This window comes from Methylobacterium sp. J-070 (assembly GCF_022829385.1).
Classification (GTDB): Bacteria; Pseudomonadota; Alphaproteobacteria; order Rhizobiales; family Beijerinckiaceae; genus Methylobacterium.
In genome coordinates, this window is record NZ_JAKSXX010000226.1 from 1 (window position 1) to 20,309 (window position 20,309).

At 64.2% G+C, this 20,309-nt stretch carries 22 protein-coding genes, 1 tRNA gene and 3 pseudogenes; 9 read left to right on the forward strand and 17 right to left on the reverse strand.

Features of this window, described 5'->3' with window-relative positions:
- From MKL01_RS24370 to MKL01_RS24425, 12 genes and pseudogenes are all read right to left on the reverse strand, one after another.
- A pseudogene (locus MKL01_RS24370) lies at positions 1-290 on the reverse strand (catalase); the annotation flags it as partial.
- An 89-nt stretch (positions 291-379) separates the two neighbouring features.
- Positions 380-616 (reverse strand): hypothetical protein, encoded by a 237-nt coding sequence (locus MKL01_RS24375; protein WP_243907754.1) that lies wholly within the window; start codon positions 614-616, stop codon positions 380-382.
- Positions 613-954, reverse strand: coding sequence for a hypothetical protein (locus tag MKL01_RS24380; RefSeq protein WP_243907755.1), 342 nt, complete (start codon positions 952-954; stop codon positions 613-615). Before MKL01_RS24380 ends, MKL01_RS24375 begins: the two co-directional genes overlap by 4 nt.
- Positions 951-1,388: a DUF5681 domain-containing protein gene (locus MKL01_RS24385; protein WP_243907756.1), complete on the reverse strand. Its 438-nt coding sequence runs from the start codon at positions 1,386-1,388 to the stop codon at positions 951-953. The genes MKL01_RS24380 and MKL01_RS24385 overlap by 4 nt, the downstream gene beginning before the upstream one ends.
- Before the next feature lie 57 nt (positions 1,389-1,445).
- Positions 1,446-1,655, reverse strand: coding sequence for a hypothetical protein (locus tag MKL01_RS24390; RefSeq protein ID WP_243907757.1), 210 nt, complete (start codon positions 1,653-1,655; stop codon positions 1,446-1,448).
- Between the two features lie 26 nt (positions 1,656-1,681).
- Positions 1,682-2,005, reverse strand: a complete 324-nt coding sequence (locus MKL01_RS24395) for a hypothetical protein (RefSeq protein WP_243907758.1) — start codon at positions 2,003-2,005, stop codon at positions 1,682-1,684.
- A 979-nt stretch (positions 2,006-2,984) separates the two neighbouring features.
- Positions 2,985-3,473 carry a DUF2721 domain-containing protein gene (locus MKL01_RS24400; protein WP_243907759.1) on the reverse strand — a complete coding sequence of 163 codons (489 nt, stop codon included), beginning with the start codon at positions 3,471-3,473 and terminating at the stop codon, positions 2,985-2,987.
- A gap of 423 nt (positions 3,474-3,896) precedes the next feature.
- Positions 3,897-4,094 (reverse strand): hypothetical protein, encoded by a 198-nt coding sequence (locus tag MKL01_RS24405; RefSeq protein ID WP_243907760.1) that lies wholly within the window; start codon positions 4,092-4,094, stop codon positions 3,897-3,899.
- Positions 4,095-4,479: 385 nt separating this feature from the next.
- The gene (locus MKL01_RS24410; protein WP_243907761.1) at positions 4,480-5,982 is read right to left on the reverse strand and encodes a YfjI family protein; all 1,503 of its coding nucleotides are present in this window, start codon (positions 5,980-5,982) and stop codon (positions 4,480-4,482) included.
- On the reverse strand, positions 5,979-6,266 hold the full coding sequence (locus MKL01_RS24415; protein WP_243907762.1) for a hypothetical protein: 288 nt from the start codon (positions 6,264-6,266) through the stop codon (positions 5,979-5,981). The genes MKL01_RS24410 and MKL01_RS24415 overlap by 4 nt, the downstream gene beginning before the upstream one ends.
- 636 nt (positions 6,267-6,902) lie before the next feature.
- A complete protein-coding gene (locus MKL01_RS24420; RefSeq protein ID WP_243907763.1) occupies positions 6,903-7,646 on the reverse strand; it encodes a hypothetical protein in 744 nt (247 codons plus the stop codon).
- Positions 7,643-8,968 (reverse strand): tyrosine-type recombinase/integrase, encoded by a 1,326-nt coding sequence (locus MKL01_RS24425; protein WP_243907764.1) that lies wholly within the window; start codon positions 8,966-8,968, stop codon positions 7,643-7,645. The genes MKL01_RS24420 and MKL01_RS24425 overlap by 4 nt, the downstream gene beginning before the upstream one ends.
- A 132-nt stretch (positions 8,969-9,100) precedes the next feature.
- Between MKL01_RS24425 and MKL01_RS24430 the strand changes: the two are divergent.
- Positions 9,101-10,321, forward strand: a pseudogene (locus MKL01_RS24430) (ATP-binding protein); the annotation flags it as partial.
- A 94-nt stretch (positions 10,322-10,415) separates the two neighbouring features.
- Here MKL01_RS24430 and MKL01_RS24435 read toward each other — a convergent pair.
- Positions 10,416-10,865 carry a phage holin family protein gene (locus MKL01_RS24435; protein WP_243907765.1) on the reverse strand — a complete coding sequence of 150 codons (450 nt, stop codon included), beginning with the start codon at positions 10,863-10,865 and terminating at the stop codon, positions 10,416-10,418.
- Between the two features lie 79 nt (positions 10,866-10,944).
- Positions 10,945-11,373, reverse strand: a complete 429-nt coding sequence (locus MKL01_RS24440; RefSeq protein ID WP_243907766.1) for an RNA polymerase sigma factor region1.1 domain-containing protein — start codon at positions 11,371-11,373, stop codon at positions 10,945-10,947.
- Positions 11,374-11,557: 184 nt separating this feature from the next.
- On the opposite strand from MKL01_RS24440, the gene MKL01_RS24445 reads away from it, so the two are divergent.
- The 3 genes and pseudogenes from MKL01_RS24445 to MKL01_RS36020 all read left to right on the forward strand — a co-directional run.
- Positions 11,558-11,634, forward strand: a tRNA-Arg gene (locus MKL01_RS24445).
- 827 nt (positions 11,635-12,461) lie between these two features.
- Positions 12,462-12,761 (forward strand): hypothetical protein, encoded by a 300-nt coding sequence (locus MKL01_RS24450; protein ID WP_243907767.1) that lies wholly within the window; start codon positions 12,462-12,464, stop codon positions 12,759-12,761.
- A gap of 270 nt (positions 12,762-13,031) precedes the next feature.
- Positions 13,032-13,211 (forward strand): annotated as a pseudogene (locus tag MKL01_RS36020) (hypothetical protein); the annotation flags it as partial.
- 49 nt (positions 13,212-13,260) lie between these two features.
- Here MKL01_RS36020 and MKL01_RS24460 read toward each other — a convergent pair.
- The 3 genes from MKL01_RS24460 to MKL01_RS24470 form a co-directional block, all read right to left on the reverse strand.
- Positions 13,261-13,488, reverse strand: a complete 228-nt coding sequence (locus MKL01_RS24460) for a hypothetical protein (protein WP_243907768.1) — start codon at positions 13,486-13,488, stop codon at positions 13,261-13,263.
- A 60-nt stretch (positions 13,489-13,548) separates the two neighbouring features.
- Complete coding sequence (locus tag MKL01_RS24465) at positions 13,549-14,100, reverse strand: hypothetical protein (RefSeq protein ID WP_243907769.1); 552 nt, start codon at positions 14,098-14,100, stop codon at positions 13,549-13,551.
- A gap of 94 nt (positions 14,101-14,194) precedes the next feature.
- Positions 14,195-14,500, reverse strand: coding sequence for a hypothetical protein (locus tag MKL01_RS24470; protein ID WP_243907770.1), 306 nt, complete (start codon positions 14,498-14,500; stop codon positions 14,195-14,197).
- 352 nt (positions 14,501-14,852) lie between these two features.
- Here MKL01_RS24470 and MKL01_RS24475 point away from each other — a divergent pair, with 352 nt between their 5' ends.
- The 5 genes from MKL01_RS24475 to MKL01_RS24495 form a co-directional block, all read left to right on the forward strand.
- Positions 14,853-15,938, forward strand: a complete 1,086-nt coding sequence (locus MKL01_RS24475; protein ID WP_243907771.1) for a hypothetical protein — start codon at positions 14,853-14,855, stop codon at positions 15,936-15,938.
- Positions 15,939-16,139: 201 nt separating this feature from the next.
- The gene (locus MKL01_RS24480) at positions 16,140-16,946 is read left to right on the forward strand and encodes an IclR family transcriptional regulator (protein WP_243907772.1); all 807 of its coding nucleotides are present in this window, start codon (positions 16,140-16,142) and stop codon (positions 16,944-16,946) included.
- Between the two features lie 200 nt (positions 16,947-17,146).
- Positions 17,147-18,328, forward strand: a complete 1,182-nt coding sequence (locus MKL01_RS24485; protein WP_243907773.1) for an aminotransferase class V-fold PLP-dependent enzyme — start codon at positions 17,147-17,149, stop codon at positions 18,326-18,328.
- A 97-nt stretch (positions 18,329-18,425) separates the two neighbouring features.
- Positions 18,426-19,322 (forward strand): amino acid ABC transporter substrate-binding protein, encoded by an 897-nt coding sequence (locus MKL01_RS24490; RefSeq protein WP_243907774.1) that lies wholly within the window; start codon positions 18,426-18,428, stop codon positions 19,320-19,322.
- A gap of 454 nt (positions 19,323-19,776) precedes the next feature.
- Positions 19,777-20,309 (forward strand): SOS response-associated peptidase (locus MKL01_RS24495; protein ID WP_243907775.1); only part of this gene is annotated, 533 nt, incomplete at its 3' end.

The following is a 20,309-nucleotide window of genomic DNA, read 5'->3' on the forward strand; positions in this document are numbered from 1 at the left end:
ACCCGGTCGCCCAGGGTCTCGCCCGGGCCCTGCGCGAAGCGGACCGCGACAGAGTGGGTACCAGGCTTTGAGAACAATCCTTGCGCCAGTTCCGGCGGGAGACCGGCGGCGACCGTCAGCTCACCCGTCACGCAGGCTGAACTTTTGGCATGGCTGGCGCGGACCGCGTGGTGCTCGCGCTTCTCGACCGTCTCCGACTGCTGGGTCATACCCTTGATGATACCGTCGATGGTCTTCTGCTCGTCCGGCGCGGGCTGCTCAATGTCGGAGGCGTAGCGCAGGTAGGTCATTCTCGGGCTCTCGTGCGCGGTTCCCTCAGGTGAAGTTCCGTGCACATGGCCAAGTTCCTATTTCGGTGCTCTGTATGGAGGCGCGGCGCTCACTCCCACGGTGCCGCAGCACCCTTCAGCATCGCGTCGTAGTCGGACGCGAGTTGATGCAAGGTAGCGGTCGCGAAGTATGCCTCGGCCTCCGTTGAACTCGGGTCGTCCTCGTGCAACATCGCTTCGTACCGCCGGGCGGCTTCAGCAGCTTCCTCGGGCGTGAACCGATCCACCTTGGCGGCCTGCTGCGTCTGCTCCAACCGGGTGAGCCGGTCCTCAAGCTTCGGAGTCATTGCAGGTCTCGCGGGCTATCGAGCTTGAACGTGAATTCCTTGCAGCCATTCGGCCACTGTCCGGCTGGTGAGGCCGCGGCGCGCATCTCCTCGGTCAACAGGGTCGGCGACAGATCGCGTGGCATCTCGCCCTCAGCCATCTCATGGGCGCCGACGTTCATCACGAACACGTCGTCACCCTCGTGGATGGCGTGGCCGCGATCCTTCAGGAAGATGACGATGTCGCCGAATGGGGTCTCGTGAGGGGCTTCAACCCGGAAGATGAGGTGCTTGCCGTTCGAGGGCGGAGCAGCGTTAGCTTCCAGACGGGCGAGCCTCTCCATCGCGCGTGGTGTCATCGCCGTCCTCCCCTGCTGCCCGCGTTCTGCTCCAGAGCGACGAGCCGTCCCGCGAAGTCCGCGACCTTGATCGCCTCCACATGGGCGTCCACAAGCTTCGACAATTCAGCCGCTTCGCTCGGGGTGATCTCGCCTTCCGCCACGCCCTGCATCAGCGCCCGCGTTGCCTTGGTCAGATCGGCCGGGGTCTCGATCTCCGGCAACGTGAAAGTGATTGGCCGATCCTTCCGGACGGGCATCAGGCGGTCCATGCACATGCGCAGCGCGACCGTGTCGCCATCCAAGGCCATCTCGATCGCCTTGCGGGTCAGGGCCTCACTCTCACCGTCGAGGATCTCCTCCAGCGCCTTGGTCGAGCGGTTGCGGGCACCCCGAGGACGGCCGCCAGGATTGCCGCTCTGACCTTGCTCGAACTGGCGACCATCACCGGGCACAGTAACCCCCTCGAGATCGTGGTGGCTGTAAACAACAGGCAGAAAACAGCCACGACCTCATCGGTAGCACTCCGCCGTGATGTCCTTCAGCGGAAGGTCCCGCCCGGCTGCGATCATGATCCGGATGATGGCGTCTTCGTTATCGCGGATCTCATGACCGCACTCCCGGAGGAAAGCGACGGCAGCATCCCTGGGTAGATCCTTCGGTCCCTCCATCGCGAAATGGCGCACCGTGCGGTGCTGCGGCGGACGGATCGTGGTCTCCAACTTCCGGAGGCGTACGTTCAAGTCTCTCATACCGCATGACCCTCGATGTATCCTGTGCGGTTTGGTGTGACGTCCCGCGGGCGGCGCCTCAGGCCGATGGCCTCAAGCAACCGACGCAGATTTCCGCTGGTCCGGCTGTAGAGGTCCAGGGCGTCCGCGTCGGCCTCGCCGTCCGTGGCGAACCGCTCCTCCATCCGCTCCAGCTCGACGGTCAGGGTGGCCGCCCGACGGATGATGGACTTCTCGGCCGCCGACACCGCAGCCTCGCCGCCGAGGTCGGACAGGTGCAGGGCCATGAGGTCTCGCATGCGCCGCGCCCAAGCCGAGCGGCCGTCGGCGATCGTCAGCAACGCCGAGCCGTTCGTCACGCGGCTGCGATGTGCCGGCTTTGGCGCTGCAATGTTGGGGCTATCTGCCACCGATCTACGGACCTTATTGGACATTCGTTTGGTAAGATAGTGTAGAGCGCCCGCTAAGTCATTGCCATGTAACGGTTCACCGAGTTCCACCTAGTTGTTATTTTGCCCTGCTACGGCAATTGCTCGGAGAGTGCAGATAAAATACGCGATTTCGACTGGGATCGACGCGCCCCTTCTCACCCCTCCTGAAGCTTAAGGTTTAGGTAACCACGACGATCTCCTGTGGATGGGCGCGGCCCGATCCGGCCGCGATCAGTTGACCTGTCGGCGACGGAGATCAGCGATGGACCAGCAGGCCGGGGACGATCACGAAGACCGCTGGCAGATGGAGGGGTAGCGCAACGTTACGGCTCCGTCCCAACACACGATGCTGCCAAATCCCGCTCGCGCTTCGCCTGCATCTTGGCGGATAATCCTCGACTCGACGGAACAGAAAACCAGCGTATCCTCGTGTTAGCCCCATAAGAGGGCACGGGAGGAAGAAATGTCTGCAAACTGGAAATCAGCGAAAGAAGACTTGGACTGGAGCCTAAATCTAGGCGATGAGGTGAAGGGCCGTGAGGATCTAAAAGCTGCCTTCGGCAAAGACGACGCTAAATATATTGGGTCAGTAATAGACGCATTCAAGCTCGGTCAGCGAGACAATCATAAGCTGTCAAATCTATCACGATGCGCCCATGAAGACGATAAGCGCCTGTATGACATGGGTAGGAAGCTAATCGGCGTTAAGCCCTTGTAATTTAGAAGCAATCGGCATGCGGCTGGATCAGTGGGTCCATCGTTCAGGGTGAGTCGGATCGAAACTGTTGCGTCTCTAAGTCTGCTGCAAAGGTAGGCGAGAAAGATGTATCGTCCTGTTCACCCGCCACGCACACGTGAATATGCTCTATCCTGCTTCGGATGTTTGTGCCTAGCCGCGCTCTGCAACCAAGGCCTGATCCTGCTGCCGATCAACCTCGACGCGGATGCCACGTCCTGCCATCAGGATCTCGGTCAGGAAGGCGCCGAGTCCGCAGATGGTGAAGAGCAAGCCGGCGCCAAAACAGGCGAACAGTACAGAGGCCGCAGCCGTATCGCGCAACGCGCCGACGAACAGGGTCAGGATCGAGCTGAGGATCAACCCAGCGCCGAGACAGACGCACACCACGGCCGCATCGAGCACGAAGGATCGTCGCCGAAGGTATGAGAGCTGTTGCGAGAGGTAGTGAGCTTCAGCGGCACCGGCCTGGTTAAGTTCCTTAGCCGTTGTGTTCACCTTGTCGGCGATCCGCGCCAGACGGGCCGAGAACACGTTGAGCATCTGCGCCAGACCCGCGAGGATGAAGGCTGGCGCTAGCGAGACCTGGATGATGTGGGCGATGTCGTCGGGTGAATGCGCACCGAGCGTGAAATCGAACACGGCCCTACCTCGGCACTCACCTCGAATGATAGCCGACTAACGCGTGGAATGGTTGAGCTTCCGTGAAAGGACCGTGATGGGAGGTGTGGGCCCTGGCCTCATCGCTTTGACGGAAGAAGGCTGCAGTAACCTCAATCAAGCGCCTTGGGATGGGATGACGGTGTTCTGGAGTAGCGCCGTGGATCGAGCGGGCATCCGTCATGAACGCGATGATGGCAGAGCCGGAGCGCCCCTGCGTGCTGTGGATCCCGGAAGGCCATCACCTTGCCGTGGCAGGCTGGGCAACGCTTCGGCGCCTTGGCATAGGCGCTGACAGCTTGGTCGTGGCGAACAGGCCGCCAAGCACCGTCAATCCGGACCTCGCAGACCGGTATGTCCATAGCCGGACAACAGGCTGCTAGCTGTGTTGGTTTCCGAACAGCCTCAAGCCCGCCTCGCCATCCGAGTTTCTGCCCACTCTCGGTCGCGCTCGGCCTGGAGTTCACGTTGCTGGGCTTCGTAGGCGGCCTGCTCGGCGAGTTCCTTCAGCAGCCTGCGGTCTGCCGCGGCGGCTGCCCGACGCCTCTGCGCCTCGACCTCAGCCTTCTGCCGAAGCACCTCCTCCAAGGTCGGTGGCTTCACCGGCCGCTTCGGTTTTGCCCTGGGCGAGGTCTGAGGCCGCGCACGGGGCGATGGGCGCGGCCAATCCATTCTTGGCGGAGCTGACCGAAAGCGTCCGGTGACAGCCTTCGCCTCCAGGAGTGTCATGCCGGCTGAGGCAGCAACACGCTCGGCGGCGGCAAGCCCAGCGGCTCGCTCGCCAGCCGTAGCCCCGCGCTTGGCCAGTGCGAGGCACTTCTCGAAGCGGTCGCGTTCGGCCGGAGTCATTGGAGCGGCCCCCGATTTGTGGTTTTCCAATTGCCCCGTGCGAAACTTGCGAATTCTGCGAAAGTCCGGGCGTTCAAAGCGCGAACATTCGCAACTTTCGCAACATTCGCACGGGGCATGAGGATTTCTGAAAAGCCGCTCATGCCCGCGAACCCGTGCCGGCAGCCCGGATCAGGCGAGGTCGCTCACTCACTTCCTCGACGAGGTTGTGCTCGATCAGCGTGCGGACAGCGGCATCGGCTTCCTTCTTCGTGCGGGTCGGTGCCGGGCCGAGCCGCAGCACGTCGCTGAACTTCACCGCCGTCTCGGCGCGGTTTCCGAGCCAGTCGAGCAGAGCTTGCGCCCGGAGCAACGCCGGGTCGGTCCGGCACGCCTGCTGAAGGCGCAAAGCCTCGTCGGTGTACCAAGTCGTCAGGCGCACGGCCGCGGTCATGATCTCGGCCGAGATCTGCGAGGCGTGCTCGTCCGCCACGATGGCTAACACTCCGGCGATCCGGGCAGCATGCTCGGCAGCCTTGGCCGCGAAGTCCCGGATCGGTCGGAGGTCGCCACCCGCACAGCAGCGCTCCTCGATCCAGTTATAGAAGTCCCGCCACCGATCCTCGGCAGCGCTGCTCATCGCAAGCTCGCGCGGCATCAGACCCTGAACGCGATCCGCCTCAGGCGCCTTCTCCAGCAAGTTCAGCATGCAGGCGTGGTAGCGCCGGATCTGATCGGCATCGTCCGTGGTCACCGCCCGGAACAGGCGCGTGCCGGCGATGCTGTCGGGGGCCGCCACGAGGATGCGCGACAACAGGCCTTGGTCCCGCAACACCGGATCCGACAGAAAGGCCGCCGCCGCGTCGGGCTGCACCATCAGATGCATGGCCAGCCGGCGCCCCTTCAAGATCGACACCCCGTCGAGAGCCCGCACCCGCGTGACGGGCTTGCCGTCCCAGAGGATGGAGAAGCCGGCGGCCGTGCGCAGGCGGTTCTCGGCCGCCATGCCGTGCCCGCCGGTGAACTGGCCGCCCTCTGCCGTGAACACCCCGAGTGCGGGCGGCATGCTGGGCCAGCCTTTCACCAGCCCTTCGAAGGTCGGCTCAGCGGAGGTGAGCACGGGCCGCACTGGTGCCTGCGGTTCGGGCCCAAGCTCCGTCAGCAAGACCTTGCGGGCTTCGAACACCAGCTTCCGATCGCCCTCGATCTTCTTCTTCTCCGCCGACCATGCCGCATGCTCGACCGTCCAGTCCTGATAGTCGCGGCCGTGCATCTCCTGCAGAGCATCCTCACGCTTGGAGACCGACCACAAGGCCTCGTTGTCTGTGGTGGTCTTTCGGTCCCCGGAGAAGGCGCTGCTGACGAGATAGAGGCTAAGCGGACGGCGCTGCCCATAGGGCATGCGCACATCGGCATGGGCCTGCGCGGCGAGCGAGGCGGCGGCGAGTACCGACTGGGCGGCGATGGCGGCCGGCGCCTGGACCTTGCGGGCGATGGCGCGGGCGGCCTCACCCAGGATCGGGCCGAGGGCGTCGAGCGGGTACGGCTCGGCGGGCGGTAGCGGCGGGAACAGGGGCAGCGACTCGGGAAGCGCCGGCCCGTGATCGGCCTGTTCAGCAGGACGTAGCCGATCAAGTTCGGCGGCGAAGTGTTGCGCTCTCATAGGCGCACCTCCGAATTTGATCGGGGATGGGGACTAGGCGCAGGCTGCCGGCGATCGCGCTCGGTCTGTTCGGTCAGGTCGCCGAGCAAGTTCAAGGCGGCCCGGAACTCCGCCGCGGCGCAGCGCATCGCGTACCTCAGGCCAACATCGTCGCCGAGAACGGCGTAGGTGTTGATCAGGTCAGCGCGCATGGCGACCGCCGCCATCCGCTCAGTGATGTAGGCGCGGAGCTTGTTCGGGTCGCCGAAGTCGTAGTCGTCGGGATTAAGGGGGGAGGCGCTCATGCGCGCCTCCAGTTCTCAGGCAGATCGAAGGCGTGCGCCGCGTACACTGCGGCAACGGCCGGGCTGCATTTCAGGCGCGCGGTGATCCGGCGCGCTTGAAGGTCGACGTGGTGTGGGTTATCTCTGAGATCGTCAGCCGCCAAGCAGACATTTCCCAGAGCCCTCGGCGTACCAGCGCCGGGGGTTCTGACGTTGTAAGTCAAGCTATGCGGCCTCCTTCTGGGCGGCAGCTTCGGCGGCGCGACGGAGCGAGGCCGGAAGCGGGTTGTCCTGAATGCTCTGGCGCCAGGCCGTCTCGTCCTGCGGAAAGATAATAACTCGCCGTCCGACGCGCGTTGTCTTGGGCGCGCGACCGATAGCCTGCAGGTAAAAGTAAGAACTCTTGCCGATCTGATTGCGGTCGCAGAACTCCGAGACGCTCAGAGCCCGCGTGTCATCGGACCTGATGACCTGAACTGGACTGGCGATCGACGCAGCGGCGGTCTCCGTCTGAAGACGAGCACTTGTCCGAGGCATTGGCTAACTCCGCAAACCCAAGGAAGCCTTGGTGGAGTAGAGTTAGCTCTTTGCGGAGGGCCTCATAATGCCCGGATAAGAAAAATTCTTACGCGGGCGCACCCTGTTAAGCAGTGGCGCTTATCGAGGTGGTAAATTCTCGCACCAGCGCGCAACGGAATTCTTGAGCGCCTTGTCGATAGCATCAGTTCGGTTGAGGCTTACGACTGCGATCCGAGCTACTGCGGCGTGCGGAAACTCTCTCGCGAAAGGGCCGAACAGATCCCTCGACGCTACCGCTACCGATCTGACTTGTGCTCTCAGCTTGTCCGAGTCTTCATCCGAGCGCCGGTCGAGAACACGCGGGTTGCTCGCCATGCGTCGCATGTGGCCTTGCTCCAGCAGGTAAGCCCGCGTCTTCTCAAGAGCGGTAATCAGGTCTTCTTTAAATTTCCACGCCGACTCTACCTTGATCTGCAGATCACAAATCTTGGCTGCATCAAAATATGGCTTTGCCCACGCTTCCGCTTCGGCGGTCGTACAGCTCACAGGTTCTTGCGTCTGGCTGAGCGCGCCCACGATCTCATAATAAAGGGCGGCGCTTAGTCTATCAAAATCTGTGAGATCTTCATCCAACTCCCAATCCTGCAGATCGCAGCCAGGGCCTATGCAATTGACCCTCTCCTGCATGTACGGGGAAGGCTGATAGTAAGTCGGTGTCGGTGCATCGCTCGCCGGAACTAGATTTCTCAACTGCGTCCAAGCCGCCTTCATCCGCGTGTCCGTCAGCAGGCGGCGAGAGCATTCGTTCTTGAGCGGGCCCACCTCGTACATGAGCCGCACGCCGTTCGGCACCCACGGCGGGATCGTCAGGGGCTCACTCATCCGACGCTCCGAAGCTGCGCCGGGGCCGGCGTGACCAATGAGACAGCCGCGAGCGCGGCCAGCTCATCCAGCGCCGTGACGATGTAGGCCGAGTAGTGCGCCTCGATCATCGCTGTGGAGGTGTCGTGGAGTGCGGCCACGAGCCGGACCGGGAGGTTAGCCCTGAGTCCGCGGACGATGCTGCTATGACGAAGCGCGTAGGGAACGAGATCTCCTGGCAGCCCGGCCTTTTCCAGGATCGTCGTCCAAGGTCGGCGCATCTCCGAAGCTTCCATCCAGGGGACGCGATCAATCTTTCGCCACTCTCCTAACCTCGCCATATCCCAGCGCGGGCGCAGCAGCAGCCGCTCGGGGCCGCGTCGCCCGGCTACAGCCGGGCGTAGAGCGGCGATCACGTCGGGCGCGACGCGAACCCCAATATGCGAGGTAGGGCGGCGTCCAGTGCCCTTCCGGCTCACCGGCACCATGAGCCGGTTCTGCTCGACCTGAACGTCTGCGACGGTCATGCGAATGACCTGGGAGAACCGAAGGCCGGTGGCGGCCAGCACGAGAACGAGGCGGTGCAAATCGCCGTCCCAGCCCCCGCTGGCGTCCACCTCGGCCGCGGCAGCGACGATGCGGCGGACATCGGCATCCGGCAGGATCTGAGCTTCACGTGCGACGGGTGCGGAGGCTTCTGGAACCGCTAGACCATTCCGGATTGTCGTGCTGATCGTGGCGGGGAGCTGGGCTCCATGCCGCCGGATGGCAGCGTTCAAGGCTGCCCGGAAGTCGTTAGTAACACGGCGGACCGTGCCGTCTGTCAGGACGGTCGCGGCGTGAGCACGCCACGTATGCAGGTCGTCGACCGTGAGTGCTTGCAGCGCTTTGTCAGCAAGATCCCCTTGAGACAGCACGTGCTTGGTCAGCCGGCAGCGCGTGTACCGCTTGAGGGCTATGTCGTCCTTTAGCCCCTTCGCCTCACGAGCCTCGATGTAGGCTGAGATCGCGCCGCGCACCGAGATTGTCGGGCCAAGCGCCGCCACACGCTCAGCCTCCTCCATTTCCTTAATCCTGCTGCGGGCGCGGTTCTGCGCCTGCTGAAAGGTTAGGACGGTCGTACCGTTGGCTTCCTGCCGATCATCGGCCCGGCCGAGCGCCTCAACCGCGTACCGCTCGTCACCGAGGTATCGGCGGGCGACCCAGGTGCCTCCGGTCTTGCCCTTGCGGTAGCCCAGATGGAGCCCTCTATCGATGGCCCGGAAGTAGGGTTTAGGCTGAGCTTTCAACTTTGACCGTGCAGTCGGTGAGTCCAGGATGGTTTCGCGCACGCGCTTAGCCATGGTGTTTGTCCCGTCCAATCGTTGTCCAATGTACCGGTGTGAGTTTCAGTGAACAAGGGTGATGCTGTGCAAACTCGGTAGAGCACCTAAGTGAACACCAGTGGACACTGGTGGGGCTTGATATTGCCCGATCCCGGCACCGGCCTGTTCTACATCGTCGGGCGCGACCTCACCGAGCAGCGCCGCGCCGAGGAGCAGCTGCAGCAGGCGCAGAAGATGGAGGCGATCGGCCAGCTCACCGGCGGCATCGCCCACGACTTCAACAACCTGCTCACCGGCATCGTCGGGTCCCTGGACCTGATCCAGACGCGCATCCGGCAGGGACGCACGGATGCGGTGGAGCGCTACGCGCGCGCCGCCGTGGCGTCGGCCAACCGCGCCGCAGCGCTGACCCACCGCCTCCTCGCCTTCGCCCGGCGCCAGCCGCTGGAGCCGCAGCCCACCGCCGCCGACCCGCTGATCGCCGGGATGGAGGATCTCCTCCGGCGTACCCTGGGCGAGCGGGTCCAGCTCGAACGCGTCACCGCGGCGGGGCTCTGGCTGACCCTGTGCGATCCGCACCAGCTCGAGAACGCGCTCCTCAACCTCGCCATCAATGCAAGGGACGCCATGCCGGAGGGCGGCCGCCTCGTGATCGAGACCGCCAACACGCATCTCGGCCCGGCCGACGCCCGGCGGCACTCGGGGGTGGCGGAGGGGCAGTATGTCTGCGTCAGCGTCAGCGATACCGGCAGCGGCATGAGCCCGGAGGTCGCCGCCCGGGCCTTCGATCCGTTCTTCACCACCAAACCGCTGGGCCAGGGCACGGGGCTGGGCCTGTCGATGATCTACGGCTTCGCCAAGCAGTCGGACGGACACGTCCGGATCGCGTCGGAGCCGGGCCGCGGCACGACGGTCAAGCTCTACCTCCCCCGCCACCACGGCGCGGCGGCGGCCGAGACCGTGGCCTCCGGGCCGGCCGAGCCGCACCGGGCCGCGCAGGGCGACACCGTGCTGGTGGTTGAGGACGAGCCGGTGGTGCGCGATTTCATCGTCGAGGTCCTCGAGGAGCTCGGCTACACCGCGCTCCAGGCGGCCGACGCCCAGGCGGGCCTCGCCCTGCTGCGCGACGCCGGCCGGATCGACCTGGTGATCAGCGATGTCGGACTGCCCGGCGCCCTCAACGGCCGGCAGATGGTCGACGCCGCCCGCCTGCACCGGCCGGACCTGAAGGTCCTGTTCATCACCGGCTATGCCGAGAACGCCACCTTCGGCAACAGCCATCTCGAGCCGGGCATGCGGATGATCACCAAGCCCTTCCCCGTGGAGGCGCTGGCCGGGCGCGTGCGCGCGATGATCGCCGGACTCGACTGAGCGGGCGGCCCCGCGCGTCCGGTCCCGCGGAGGCTTGCCGGAACCCGTCGTCGCGACGGGGGAGGCCCGGAGGCCGGCCGGCTCCGCGCGGGCGTCAGGCCCCCGTCCGCGCCGGGTCCCGCGGCCGGTCCCCGGCCGCGTGCCCGGCCGCATGTCCGGCCGCATGCCCGGCGATGTCCCGCACGTCCCGCTTCATCTGCCGCCAGGTCCGCCACGGCTCCAGGTTCGAGAGCGCCATCCGCCGGGCCCCGAGCCAGCCGAGCCAGACCGCCGCGACCAGGAAGGGCGCCGACACGATCAGCGCCGCCGGCGCCTCGGAGCCGAACGGAACGGCCAGCAGCTTCACCGTGGCGTCGAGCCCGAGGAAGAAGGTGACGATCAGCAGGACCGGGATCGTTCCGACAATCGCGATCAGCGACACGATCGCCCGGATGTTGCCGTCGACCTCCGTCCGCGCGAGCGTCAGCAGCGCCTCGATATGCGTCGCCCCGTCCCGCAGCGCCGCGACCAGCAGGGCAAGGGTTCCGTCGGGTTGTTGGCGCATGGTGGGGAATCGTCCTCGGGGTCCTGCTCTGACGCCCCCGGCCAACGGGGCCGCCCGCCGAAGCGTTCCGCCCGGGCCCTCACAGCATCAGGAGCACGGCGCCGAGGAGGAGCAGGGTCGCGGCGCCCGCGAGGGCGACGGCCCGGTTGACCGTGGCCCTGTCGTCCGGGACCGGCGCCCGCGGCGCCACCGGCACCGCCCCGGGATCCGCCGCCGGGGATGCGGCGGCGCCCGCGCTGTCGGCCCGGCGGACCGGCGGTGCGGTCCCGGGATCCAGGGCCGGGAGGACCGGGGACGCCGGGACCGGCCGTTCCGCGGGCGGCCCGAAGGCGTCGGGCTCGACGCTCACGCCCGCGGCCTCGAGTTCCAGCATCATCAGGACGAGGGCCTCGACCTCCATGTGCTCGACCGGCAGCGCGGCCCGCAGATCGTCCGGCGAGAGTTCACCCCGGGCCCGTCCGAGGGCGATCAGCCGGTCGAGCGTCCCGCGATCGATGGTCTGCGACATCGCCTGCTCCGTCGTCGGCATCCTGCTGACCCGTCGAGAACCCGCCGGACCGGCGATGGTGGCCGGCGCGCGCGGACCCGCCGTTCCCGCCGGCGGACGAACGGCCCCCGCAACCGCGGCGGTGTTCCGGCCACGAGCGCCGTTGCGCTGGCGGCGCGCTTGAGCTAGGGAGTGGCCACGGCCAGCACCCGTAGCTCAGCTGGATAGAGCGTTGCCCTCCGAAGGCAAAGGTCACACGTTCGAATCGTGTCGGGTGCGCCAATTTTCTCGTTATTGTTGAGTAGTTTAGTTGCCGCTCTATACGCGGGCTTCGGACCTTCCGGCAGCAGGTGTGCCAAGGGTGTGCCAAAGTGGTCGCACCGACGGAGGGCACCTGAGGCAGCTTGATGGCTCTTAACTCCTCCAAAACTTGACGCCCGCGAATCGAGCGACGCTCCTATTCCGCTTCGCAGATCGTCATGCCGACCGTGGTTGGACTTGTCGAGCAATGACGTCGTCTAGTCGGTGGGGTGGTCGACGTGGGCGATGACGGCATGTTCGCCAACAGACGGTGACCCTGGAAGACCGTCTTCGCAGTGGCGTGGGACGACGTTCGATCCCGGGGGGCATCCTGGAAGACGATGATCGTCGCGAAGTGGCTGATCTCGGCGGATGGCGACGCGCGGTCGACGAAGATGTGGCCGTAGTGGGACCGGTAGACGGGGCACGCGGGATCCCGGTCTTGTCGAACTTGTAGAACAGGCTCAGCGAACGTCGCAAAGTCGATCGAGGATGCAGCCGGGGACCCAGCATGGATCCAGCGGATTGGACGATGACGCCTTCGCCGAGTGGGTGCCGCCCATCAGTGGACCGGCCTCGACGCGAACGAGATCAAGGACCTCCCCCACGGACTTCGATCACCGGAGGACCACGGCAGTCAGATCAAGACGGCTGGAGCAACAGTGAACGGGGGTTGTGGGGTGAGGGTCAGCGGCTATTCAAAAGTTTAATCCGGGCCTGAAAATTGGGTCAACGTGAATAATGCGCGCCTCTGACGTCCCGCGTTAGAACATTCTTGTCGGCAAACCGCCGACGAGGAATCAACAAAGATGCGACACCACCATATTCTGTTCGCCCACGAGAGCGACGAAGCTGCCAATGAGATGTTTCGCAAGCTGATCACCGCCCATGCGGACTTCTGTACGGTCGGTCAGCGTTCTAATTGGTACTACGAATGGCGCCACGATCACGTCGTTGTGCGCTTCCGGTTGAAGGCTGATTGGTATCATTTCGCTACGACCTTTTGGCGGAAGCATTTCGCCATCCTTCACATGCACGATTTCCTCGAACCCGATTGCGATGAGAAGCTCATTGAGGAGTCTGTCGACCTTCTGCTCACCTACCCTTGAGGCTGCCGCTGCGATCTGAACACGATTGCAGCGAGCCTCTGTCCGTAGCCTCCCATGAAGCCGAAGTTGGCGGTGCTGGCCATCGAGCCCCGACGCCGTTCATGAACCCCGCTGCACCGTAGGGTTGGGGTCCAGCATGCTCAACGTGTAGTTGGCTCACTCGGGGCTTTTGGAGGTCTGGCGAGGCGTCTCTGTAACAGTCGAATTGCCTCGCTGCTGTCGCTATGCAGATGGTCATCGAACGGCTGGGGACGCGAAACGAGGCCGGGCGTGTGGCAGCGAACTAGATCTCAGGAGTCTGAACGAGGCCAGCCCGTCGAGGCACTCGCTGGGACGATCGAGCGCGTCACCTTCCACAACGCCGAGACTGGCTTCTGCGTGCTCAAGGTCCAGGCACGGGGCAAGCGCGACCTCGTGCCACTCATTGGCCACGCCCCGGCGATCGACGCCGCGATTGACGGTCGTTGCGCCGAGACGTGCACGGCTTGAACGCCAACTTTCAGTGCCTCAGTCCGCCCGGCTGCGCGATTTCGACCTCGAACGTGAGCGCCCGGTCGAACAGCGAGGTGGTGCGGTACTCGCGCACATAGCGCCACGAAAACGATCCCGGCTCGCCGATCCGGCGCGTCTCCAGAAGGCCGAACCACGTTAGCGGCCTTAGGATTCGGCATTCAAACGCCAAGGCTAGGAAGTCCGGTGTGGTCACTTCAGCCGCCGCATCAAGCACGGTGCAAACCGGCAGAAGTTCCCCAACGCTGCTCCACTGGCGCGCCGCGGCCGACAAGCATCAGAGCACGAGCCCGACGTGATCCTGTGGCCAGCGGTCGATCGGCACGCGGTCGAGCGAGCCGAGGTCGATCCGCCAGAACACGAGAGTGAATAGCCGATGGAAGAGTTCGAGGCTCTGGTCCTCCGTCGCTAGATCTAGCCCGACCTTGGTCGTGAGCAGCTTGCGTTCGCGACGGCGGAGGAATTTTGCCGCCTGCGCGATGAGGCGGGTGGTCTCGACCGGCATTACGTCGGCCTCGTTAAGCACCTTGTTGGCCGCCAGCACCTGGGCCTTGTCGTAGTCCGGCCAGTCGAGCGCATCGAACAGGCCACGCGTATCGGCGCGGGATACGGCATGAGTGGCGGTCAGCGTCAGCCCGCCGTTCGCCTGCGCGCGGATGAGCATGAGCCTAAGCGTCGCCAGCAACGGCATCTTGGAAGCGCTGATCGCATCGAGGCCCAAACCGAGCCGGATCACCGAGGGTGGACCGCCGTCCGGTCGTGCGAGAAGTTCGGTCACGCTAGACCGAGACAGAAGCGACCATGCGGGCAGAGGCTCGATCTTGGCCATAGGCCCGCTTCTTCCATAACGCCGCGTCGAAGGACAAGCTGGCATCCCCACGCATGACGTGCAGCGCTGGTCGCTAAGCCGGGACAGCGTTTCACTATGGCCGGAACGAAGCGCGCAACGCCTGCGAGGTCAAAGCCTCGATGACCCAGCGCCCGCCCGCCGAGTATCCAAAGCCTTCTCCATGGCGAGCACGAAGCTCATTGAGCACCTGAGTTCGAGTGGCTGCGTAGTTCGCTTCGACATGGGCTCGCCAGCGCGCTGCCGTCAGTTCGCGCTCGAACGTCTCTCGAACATGCCAGAGCGGCAATCCCGCTTCACGTCGAAGTGCATTTCGAGACCAGATCCCACTCAAGATCGCCGCCGCATCAATCACCTGCGCGTCGTCGATGAGCTTCGCCATCTTGGAAGTAGAGCACACTTCAGCAGCACCACAAGCGTTCGGATGATTGGCGCGAGTGATATTTCAGACTGTGCCCTGCCGGCGTCGCGGTTCTGTCGCGCTTTACCCGGCTCTATCTTTCGCTTGCGAGGTTGCGCGGCTGTGGCACTCTTGGATGATTACCCATCGTTGCGACGGATCTGCTGCCTTGTGAAAGCCGGCGGCCGTCGATTTTGGCTGGAGTCCGCCCCTGAGCCTCGACACGTACCTCGCAGAGCATCAAGAGGAGGGATACCACCTCCACAACGACCGTCCGGTTACCGGTTGGCCGCTGCCCTTCCTGGCTAATCTGGATCGGCGCGGCGCGCGCGGATTGCTCGCCGATTTGGCAGTGGCGGGCGCTCTGTCCCGACAAGCGGCCTACATCGTCGCCGTCGACGCCAACATCGACGAGCCGGCCTCGTTCCTGGGTTGCCTCGGCATCAAGACTGCCGGCGCCGCGGGTGTCGGTGAGGCGCTGCGCACCCGGCAAGCACGCGACCTCATCGCTGCAACCTACGGCGTCGTCCCGGACGCCGTTCCGACTGGCTACCTCCGAGCGCTGCTAAGGATCGAGGAGGCAGGCGCCGACAGGCCCGGCCTTGATGCGTTCGCAAACCCTGAGAGCTACCGAAGGCTGTTCGGCATCCTGTCGAACGAGCGCCACAGCCGTAGAGCCAATGCCCTGCGCTACTGCGGTCGCTTGCGCTCTGGCCATGTCCATGCCGCCGAGCACCTCGCGCCCGCGCTAGTTTACCCCGAGATCGTCGCGATCATGGGCACGGCCGCGCAGGTAGACCGGGCCAACGCGCTCCTCGACCTGCTCCGCAGGACTGTCTCGACCGTCACCGAGGAGGAAATCGCCCGCGCTTTGCGTGACAGTTTGAAGGGCGGCAGCATCCTTGAGCGGTTCGCGCGCAAGATCCTGGAGCGGGCTGATCGCCTGCCTGATCCACCTCTGCCGGCGTCGGAGAACCTACGGCCGTTGCGCTCGGCGGCGGAGATTGCCGAGTTCGGTCGTCGAATGGGCAATTGCGCAGGCACGAAGGTCGCTGAGATCGTCCTCGGCATGTTGTACCTCTACGAGGTCGAACACGTTCTGGAAGATGGCAGCGTGGTTCCGCTGGCACTGTCTTTGACCCCTTTGACCAACGGTCTGTGGATGGTCGCAGACGTGACTATGCGCCGGAACCGACGTCCGCCCGCCCACGTGCTGCGCGCGGTGCTGGAACGCCTCCAGAATCTTGGGGCGGTGGTCGCGGGACCAACGCTGAAGGCGGCGTACCGGCAGGATCTAGCGCGGCTGCTTGGTGCGCATCGTTGGGCCGCGATCGACGAGTGCCTCCGCCTTGATGTTGATACCGAGGATGAGCTTGACGCGGTCGAGGCACTCGCGGCCGAGATAGGCGAGGCAGCTTGATCCTGGTCCTGACCTCGCGATGATCGAGTTCGACGACGAACTTCTTGATCGCTGAAGCCCCGAGCAGCTTCTCGCTGTCCGTCCACTCCTGGATGAACTCGCGACCGACATCAGCCAGGGTTTGCACCGCCTGGACATCCTCCAAGTGCTCGATCGTCGGTGTAGAACGGGGTCGAGCGTCACTCACACGAGGACACTATCGTGGCTGATGAACCTGACGGGTCCCGCACCGGGCCACTAGATCGGGCTCTAGCCATCCTGACCTTCGTGGCTGAGCAGAAGAAAGCGCTCTCGGCTGCTGAAATCGCCACCGCGCTCACCTTGCCGCTCCCTACCGCACATCGCCTCATCGGCAACCTTGAGGACCGAGGCCTCGTTCAGAAGGCCCTCGGTACGAAGCGCTACGTCGTCGGGAGCACGCTCGTCACTCTATCAGCTAAGACAATCGGGGCTGCGTTCCGTACCGTACGCCGGCATGCCGTTCTGAGCGCCGTGGCCGACAGGATAGGTGAGCAGTGCGAGATCGGCATCGTCCGCGACAACGCGGTAGCATATGTCGACAGCGTGCAGTCCAAGCAGCAACAGGGTTTGCAGTTCAATCCCGGCGCGGGCGCCCCGCTCCACTGCACCTCGACAGGTAAAATTTACATGAGCCGGCTGCCCGCTAAGGTTCGGCACCGGCTCGCCCATTCTCTGCCACTCGTGCAGTACACCCCTACGACGATTGCCGATCCGAAGTCGCTGCTTGGTCAACTCGACGTGATACGGCGTCGGGGCTGGGCAAAGACCAACGAGGAATACGTCCTGGGCGTCGTAGGGTGCGCCGTGCCCATCGTCTCGCCTAAGGGCGACCTGATCGCTTGCTTGGGTGTCTCCGTACCTTCAGCGCGCGTCGGCTTCGCGGGCCTTGACGCCTTCATCGATCCCCTACGGGAGGCCGCGGCCCACTTGTCCAACACCATTCTGCAAGACAACGACGATTCCGACAATTCTCAATTTTCGGAATGAAAAATCCCGTCAGATGATGATCTGACTCGACGTATGGCGAGTGCTGTGTATTTTTGTGTCATCTGACTGACGTGTCCAGCTTTTGTGCGGACCGTGCCAATTCACGTTGAACCCGAATCGTCAAAATCTGAGATGTGTTCAAGAACTCGCCGGAGCCTTCCGCTGCGATGCCTCGTCACGTCCGCGCTACCGGAGAGATCATGAACCAGCACTACGACGTCGCTGCCGTCCGTCGGGCGTTTCCCGCTGCTGAGCACGTGGTCTACCTCGACAGCGGTTTCCAGACACCACTCTCACTTCCGGTGAAAGAGGCGTACGAGCGCTTCCTGCGGGAAGGTTTCGAAACCGCTGGTCCCAAGCAGATTTGGCTCAACCGGCTCGAAGAGACCCGCGCCAAGGTCGCGACGCTGCTCGGCGCTCAGCCGCACGAGGTCGCCTTCACCAAAAACACGTCCGAGAGCATGAATATCGCAGCCAATGCGCTGCCACTCAAGGCCGGCGACAAGGTGCTGATGATCCACGGCGATCACCCGAACAACGCCTACGCGTTCCTCAATCTGAAGAAAAAGGGCGTGGACGTCGTATTCATTCCGATGACCGAAGTGGTGAACGCGGACAGCTTCCGGCCCCATATCGACGACAAGACCCGCGTGATTTCCATGTCGCACGTCACCTTCCACGCCGGTCATCGGTTCGACGTCCAGAGCGTTGGCGAACTTTGCGACCAAAACGACCTCTACTTTGTCGTGGACGTGATGCAGGGCATCGGCGTGACGCCGATTGACGCGAAGGCTATGAGAGCGACATTCATCGGCTCGGGCACACACAAGGGCCTTCTCGTGCCGCAGGGGCTCGGCCTGCTCTACTGGGACACGAGCAAGGTCGAGATGGAGCCGGCCTACTTGGCTGCTGCCAGCCTCGCCGAGCCGCCGACGGACTTCGTCGCTCGGCCGGACAACATGGCCCTTCCGGCGACGGCTAGCCGGTTCGAACTCGGCAACTTTAACCTCCCGGCTATCCAGGGCCTGGGCGCCGCCATCGATCTCATCAACGCGATTGGCATCGAGAACATCCAGAGCCACTGCTTCGACCTCGGCGATTACCTCATCGAGCGCCTCGACGAACTCGACGTCGGCCTTGTCGGTCCACGCGCTCGGCAGCACCGCGCGCCGCACATCTACGTCGTCGCACTGCCTGTCGCCGAGTGGCTGGACTACTTCACCCAGAACGGTATCCGCGTGTCGCCGGAACGCGACGGCATCCGCGTATCGCTCGGGATGTTCAACACTACCGCGGATATCGACCGTCTGATTGAGGCCATCCGCGCCCGCAACGTGCCGTCGACGCAGGCCCGCACGGCTGTGCTGTCGAAGCTCGGGTAGGCTGCTGAGTTTCTCCACCCTCATCGCTGACAGCAACCGCGCCGCTTGGCCTCGTGAGACCCGAACGGGGTCCGTAATCATCGAGAGGAAAAGACCGATGTCCGTGCTTCAAGCGTTCTTACGCCTATCCAGCGCGCTCGCGCTCAGTCTTGCCGTGACAGCAGCCTCCGCCGAGAGCCCGACGCTAGATAAGATCAAGCGCACGGGGGCTATAACCCTCGGCTATCGTGAGGCCTCGATCCCATTCTCGTATCTCGGTGCCGACCAGAAGCCAGTCGGCTTCTCGATGGACCTGTGCGCGCAGGTCGTGGATAAGATCAAGAGCGACCTCAAGCTCGACAACCTCCCGGTCAAACTCCAACCGGTCGACTCCGCCAACCGCATCCCGCTCATGCAGAACGGGACCATCGATATCGAGTGTGGCGGTACTTCCAGCAGCGCCGCCCGGCTCAAGCAGGTCGCCTTCACGGTCGCGACTTTCGTGTCCTCGGCACGGTGGCTGACCAAAGTCTCGTCCGGCATCCACGACGTGAAGGGCCTCGACGGTAAGACTGTAGTCGTCACGCAGGGTTCGAATGCGGTCGGCTTCGCGTTCGGCATCAAGGCCAAGGGCGGCACCTTCAACGTCATTCAGGCCAAGGACCACGGCGAGTCGATGCTCGTACTCCAGAGCGGGCGTGCCGCGGCGTTCATGGAGGATGATATCCTGCTCGCCAGCCTGAAGTCCCGCGCGCCCGATCCGGCCGCTCTGACCTTCCTCCCGGAGACGTACGATCTGGTGGCCTACGGTTTGATGCTGCGTAGGGAAGATCCGGAGTTCAAGGCGCTCGCGGACGGTGTCCTGAAGGGCATGATGGCTTCAGGAGCCTTCGCGAAGCTCTACACCAAGTGGTTCGAGAGCCCGATCCCGCCCCGCGGTGAAAACCTGACTTTCCCGATGTCCGACGCCCTGAAAGAGCGCGTCGCACACCCGAGCGACTCGATCAATTTCTGACCCGCCGACCGCCGCATACAAAGCGAGTTCGCTTGTGGCATAGCGCTCAAAAAGAACCGGCCAGTGACCGACGTCGTGCTGGAGACATCTCGAAGCCGAGCGTGGCTAACATGTCGGCCGCCGCTATGCGGATGAGCGCTTCATCTTCGGCGAGCACAGCTAGGAGGCGAGATCCTGACATAGATCGAAAAATGCGAACCGCCGCGATGCGTTTCAGCGTTGCCGTAGATTTTCTTGAGGTTGTGAGCAGTCAGATCCCGGCATGGGACGGCCCCGCTCCCGGTACTGGCACCCCTCGCTAACTGCCATCCGTCATCCTGACCTCGGGCCGCGTCGCGTACCGGCCCCTCGCCGTGAGGAACGGCACAAGCCCCGCCAGCCCGTGATCAGATCGGGCGGCGGGGCAGCGTTCGTCATCTCGCGGTCCTGATATCCGCCTCGGCGAGCATGCTGCATGTGCAACCTCTACAGCCTGATCCGGCCGCAGTCGGAGATCGGCAAGGCGTTTGACATCGAGCACGACGATACCGGCAACCTGCCGCCGCTGCCCGGCATCTTTCCCAACACCACGGCTCCCGTGATCCGCATGCGCGAGGACGCGCGTGCCCTGTCGATGATGCGTTGGGGCATGCCGTCGCCTGCCTTCGCGCTGAAGGGCAAGAAGGTCGATCCCGGCGTCACGAACGTGCGCAACACCGCCTCGCCGCATTGGCGCCGCTGGCTGGCTCCCGCGCACCGCTGCCTCGTGCCGTTCACGAGCTTCAGCGAGAACGAGAAGGCCGCGGACGGCTCGCACCCGCCCGTGTGGTTCTCCCTGACCGAGGATCGGCCCCTCACCTGCTTCGCGGGCATCCTGGTGGAGGGCTGGCAGAGCGTGCGGAAGGTGAAGGACGGCGAGACGACCGACGACCTGTATGCCTTCCTGACGACCGAGCCGAACGCCGAAGTCGGTGCGGTTCACCCGAAGGCGATGCCGGTGATCCTCAC

Coding starts and splice junctions, on each gene's coding strand:
- MKL01_RS24375 (WP_243907754.1), bottom strand. CDS start 616: ATGACTCCGAAGCTTGAGGACCGGCTCACCCGGTTGGAGCAGACGCAG.
- MKL01_RS24380 (WP_243907755.1), bottom strand. CDS start 954: ATGACACCACGCGCGATGGAGAGGCTCGCCCGTCTGGAAGCTAACGCT.
- MKL01_RS24410 (WP_243907761.1), bottom strand. CDS start 5,982: ATGAGAGCGCAACACTTCGCCGCCGAACTTGATCGGCTACGTCCTGCT.
- MKL01_RS24415 (WP_243907762.1), bottom strand. CDS start 6,266: ATGAGCGCCTCCCCCCTTAATCCCGACGACTACGACTTCGGCGACCCG.
- MKL01_RS24420 (WP_243907763.1), bottom strand. CDS start 7,646: ATGAGTGAGCCCCTGACGATCCCGCCGTGGGTGCCGAACGGCGTGCGG.
- MKL01_RS24425 (WP_243907764.1), bottom strand. CDS start 8,968: ATGGCTAAGCGCGTGCGCGAAACCATCCTGGACTCACCGACTGCACGG.
- MKL01_RS24435 (WP_243907765.1), bottom strand. CDS start 10,865: ATGCGCCAACAACCCGACGGAACCCTTGCCCTGCTGGTCGCGGCGCTG.
- MKL01_RS24440 (WP_243907766.1), bottom strand. CDS start 11,373: ATGTCGCAGACCATCGATCGCGGGACGCTCGACCGGCTGATCGCCCTC.
- MKL01_RS24450 (WP_243907767.1), top strand. CDS start 12,462: ATGCGACACCACCATATTCTGTTCGCCCACGAGAGCGACGAAGCTGCC.
- MKL01_RS24465 (WP_243907769.1), bottom strand. CDS start 14,100: ATGGCCAAGATCGAGCCTCTGCCCGCATGGTCGCTTCTGTCTCGGTCT.
- MKL01_RS24470 (WP_243907770.1), bottom strand. CDS start 14,500: ATGGCGAAGCTCATCGACGACGCGCAGGTGATTGATGCGGCGGCGATC.
- MKL01_RS24485 (WP_243907773.1), top strand. CDS start 17,147: ATGAACCAGCACTACGACGTCGCTGCCGTCCGTCGGGCGTTTCCCGCT.
- MKL01_RS24490 (WP_243907774.1), top strand. CDS start 18,426: ATGTCCGTGCTTCAAGCGTTCTTACGCCTATCCAGCGCGCTCGCGCTC.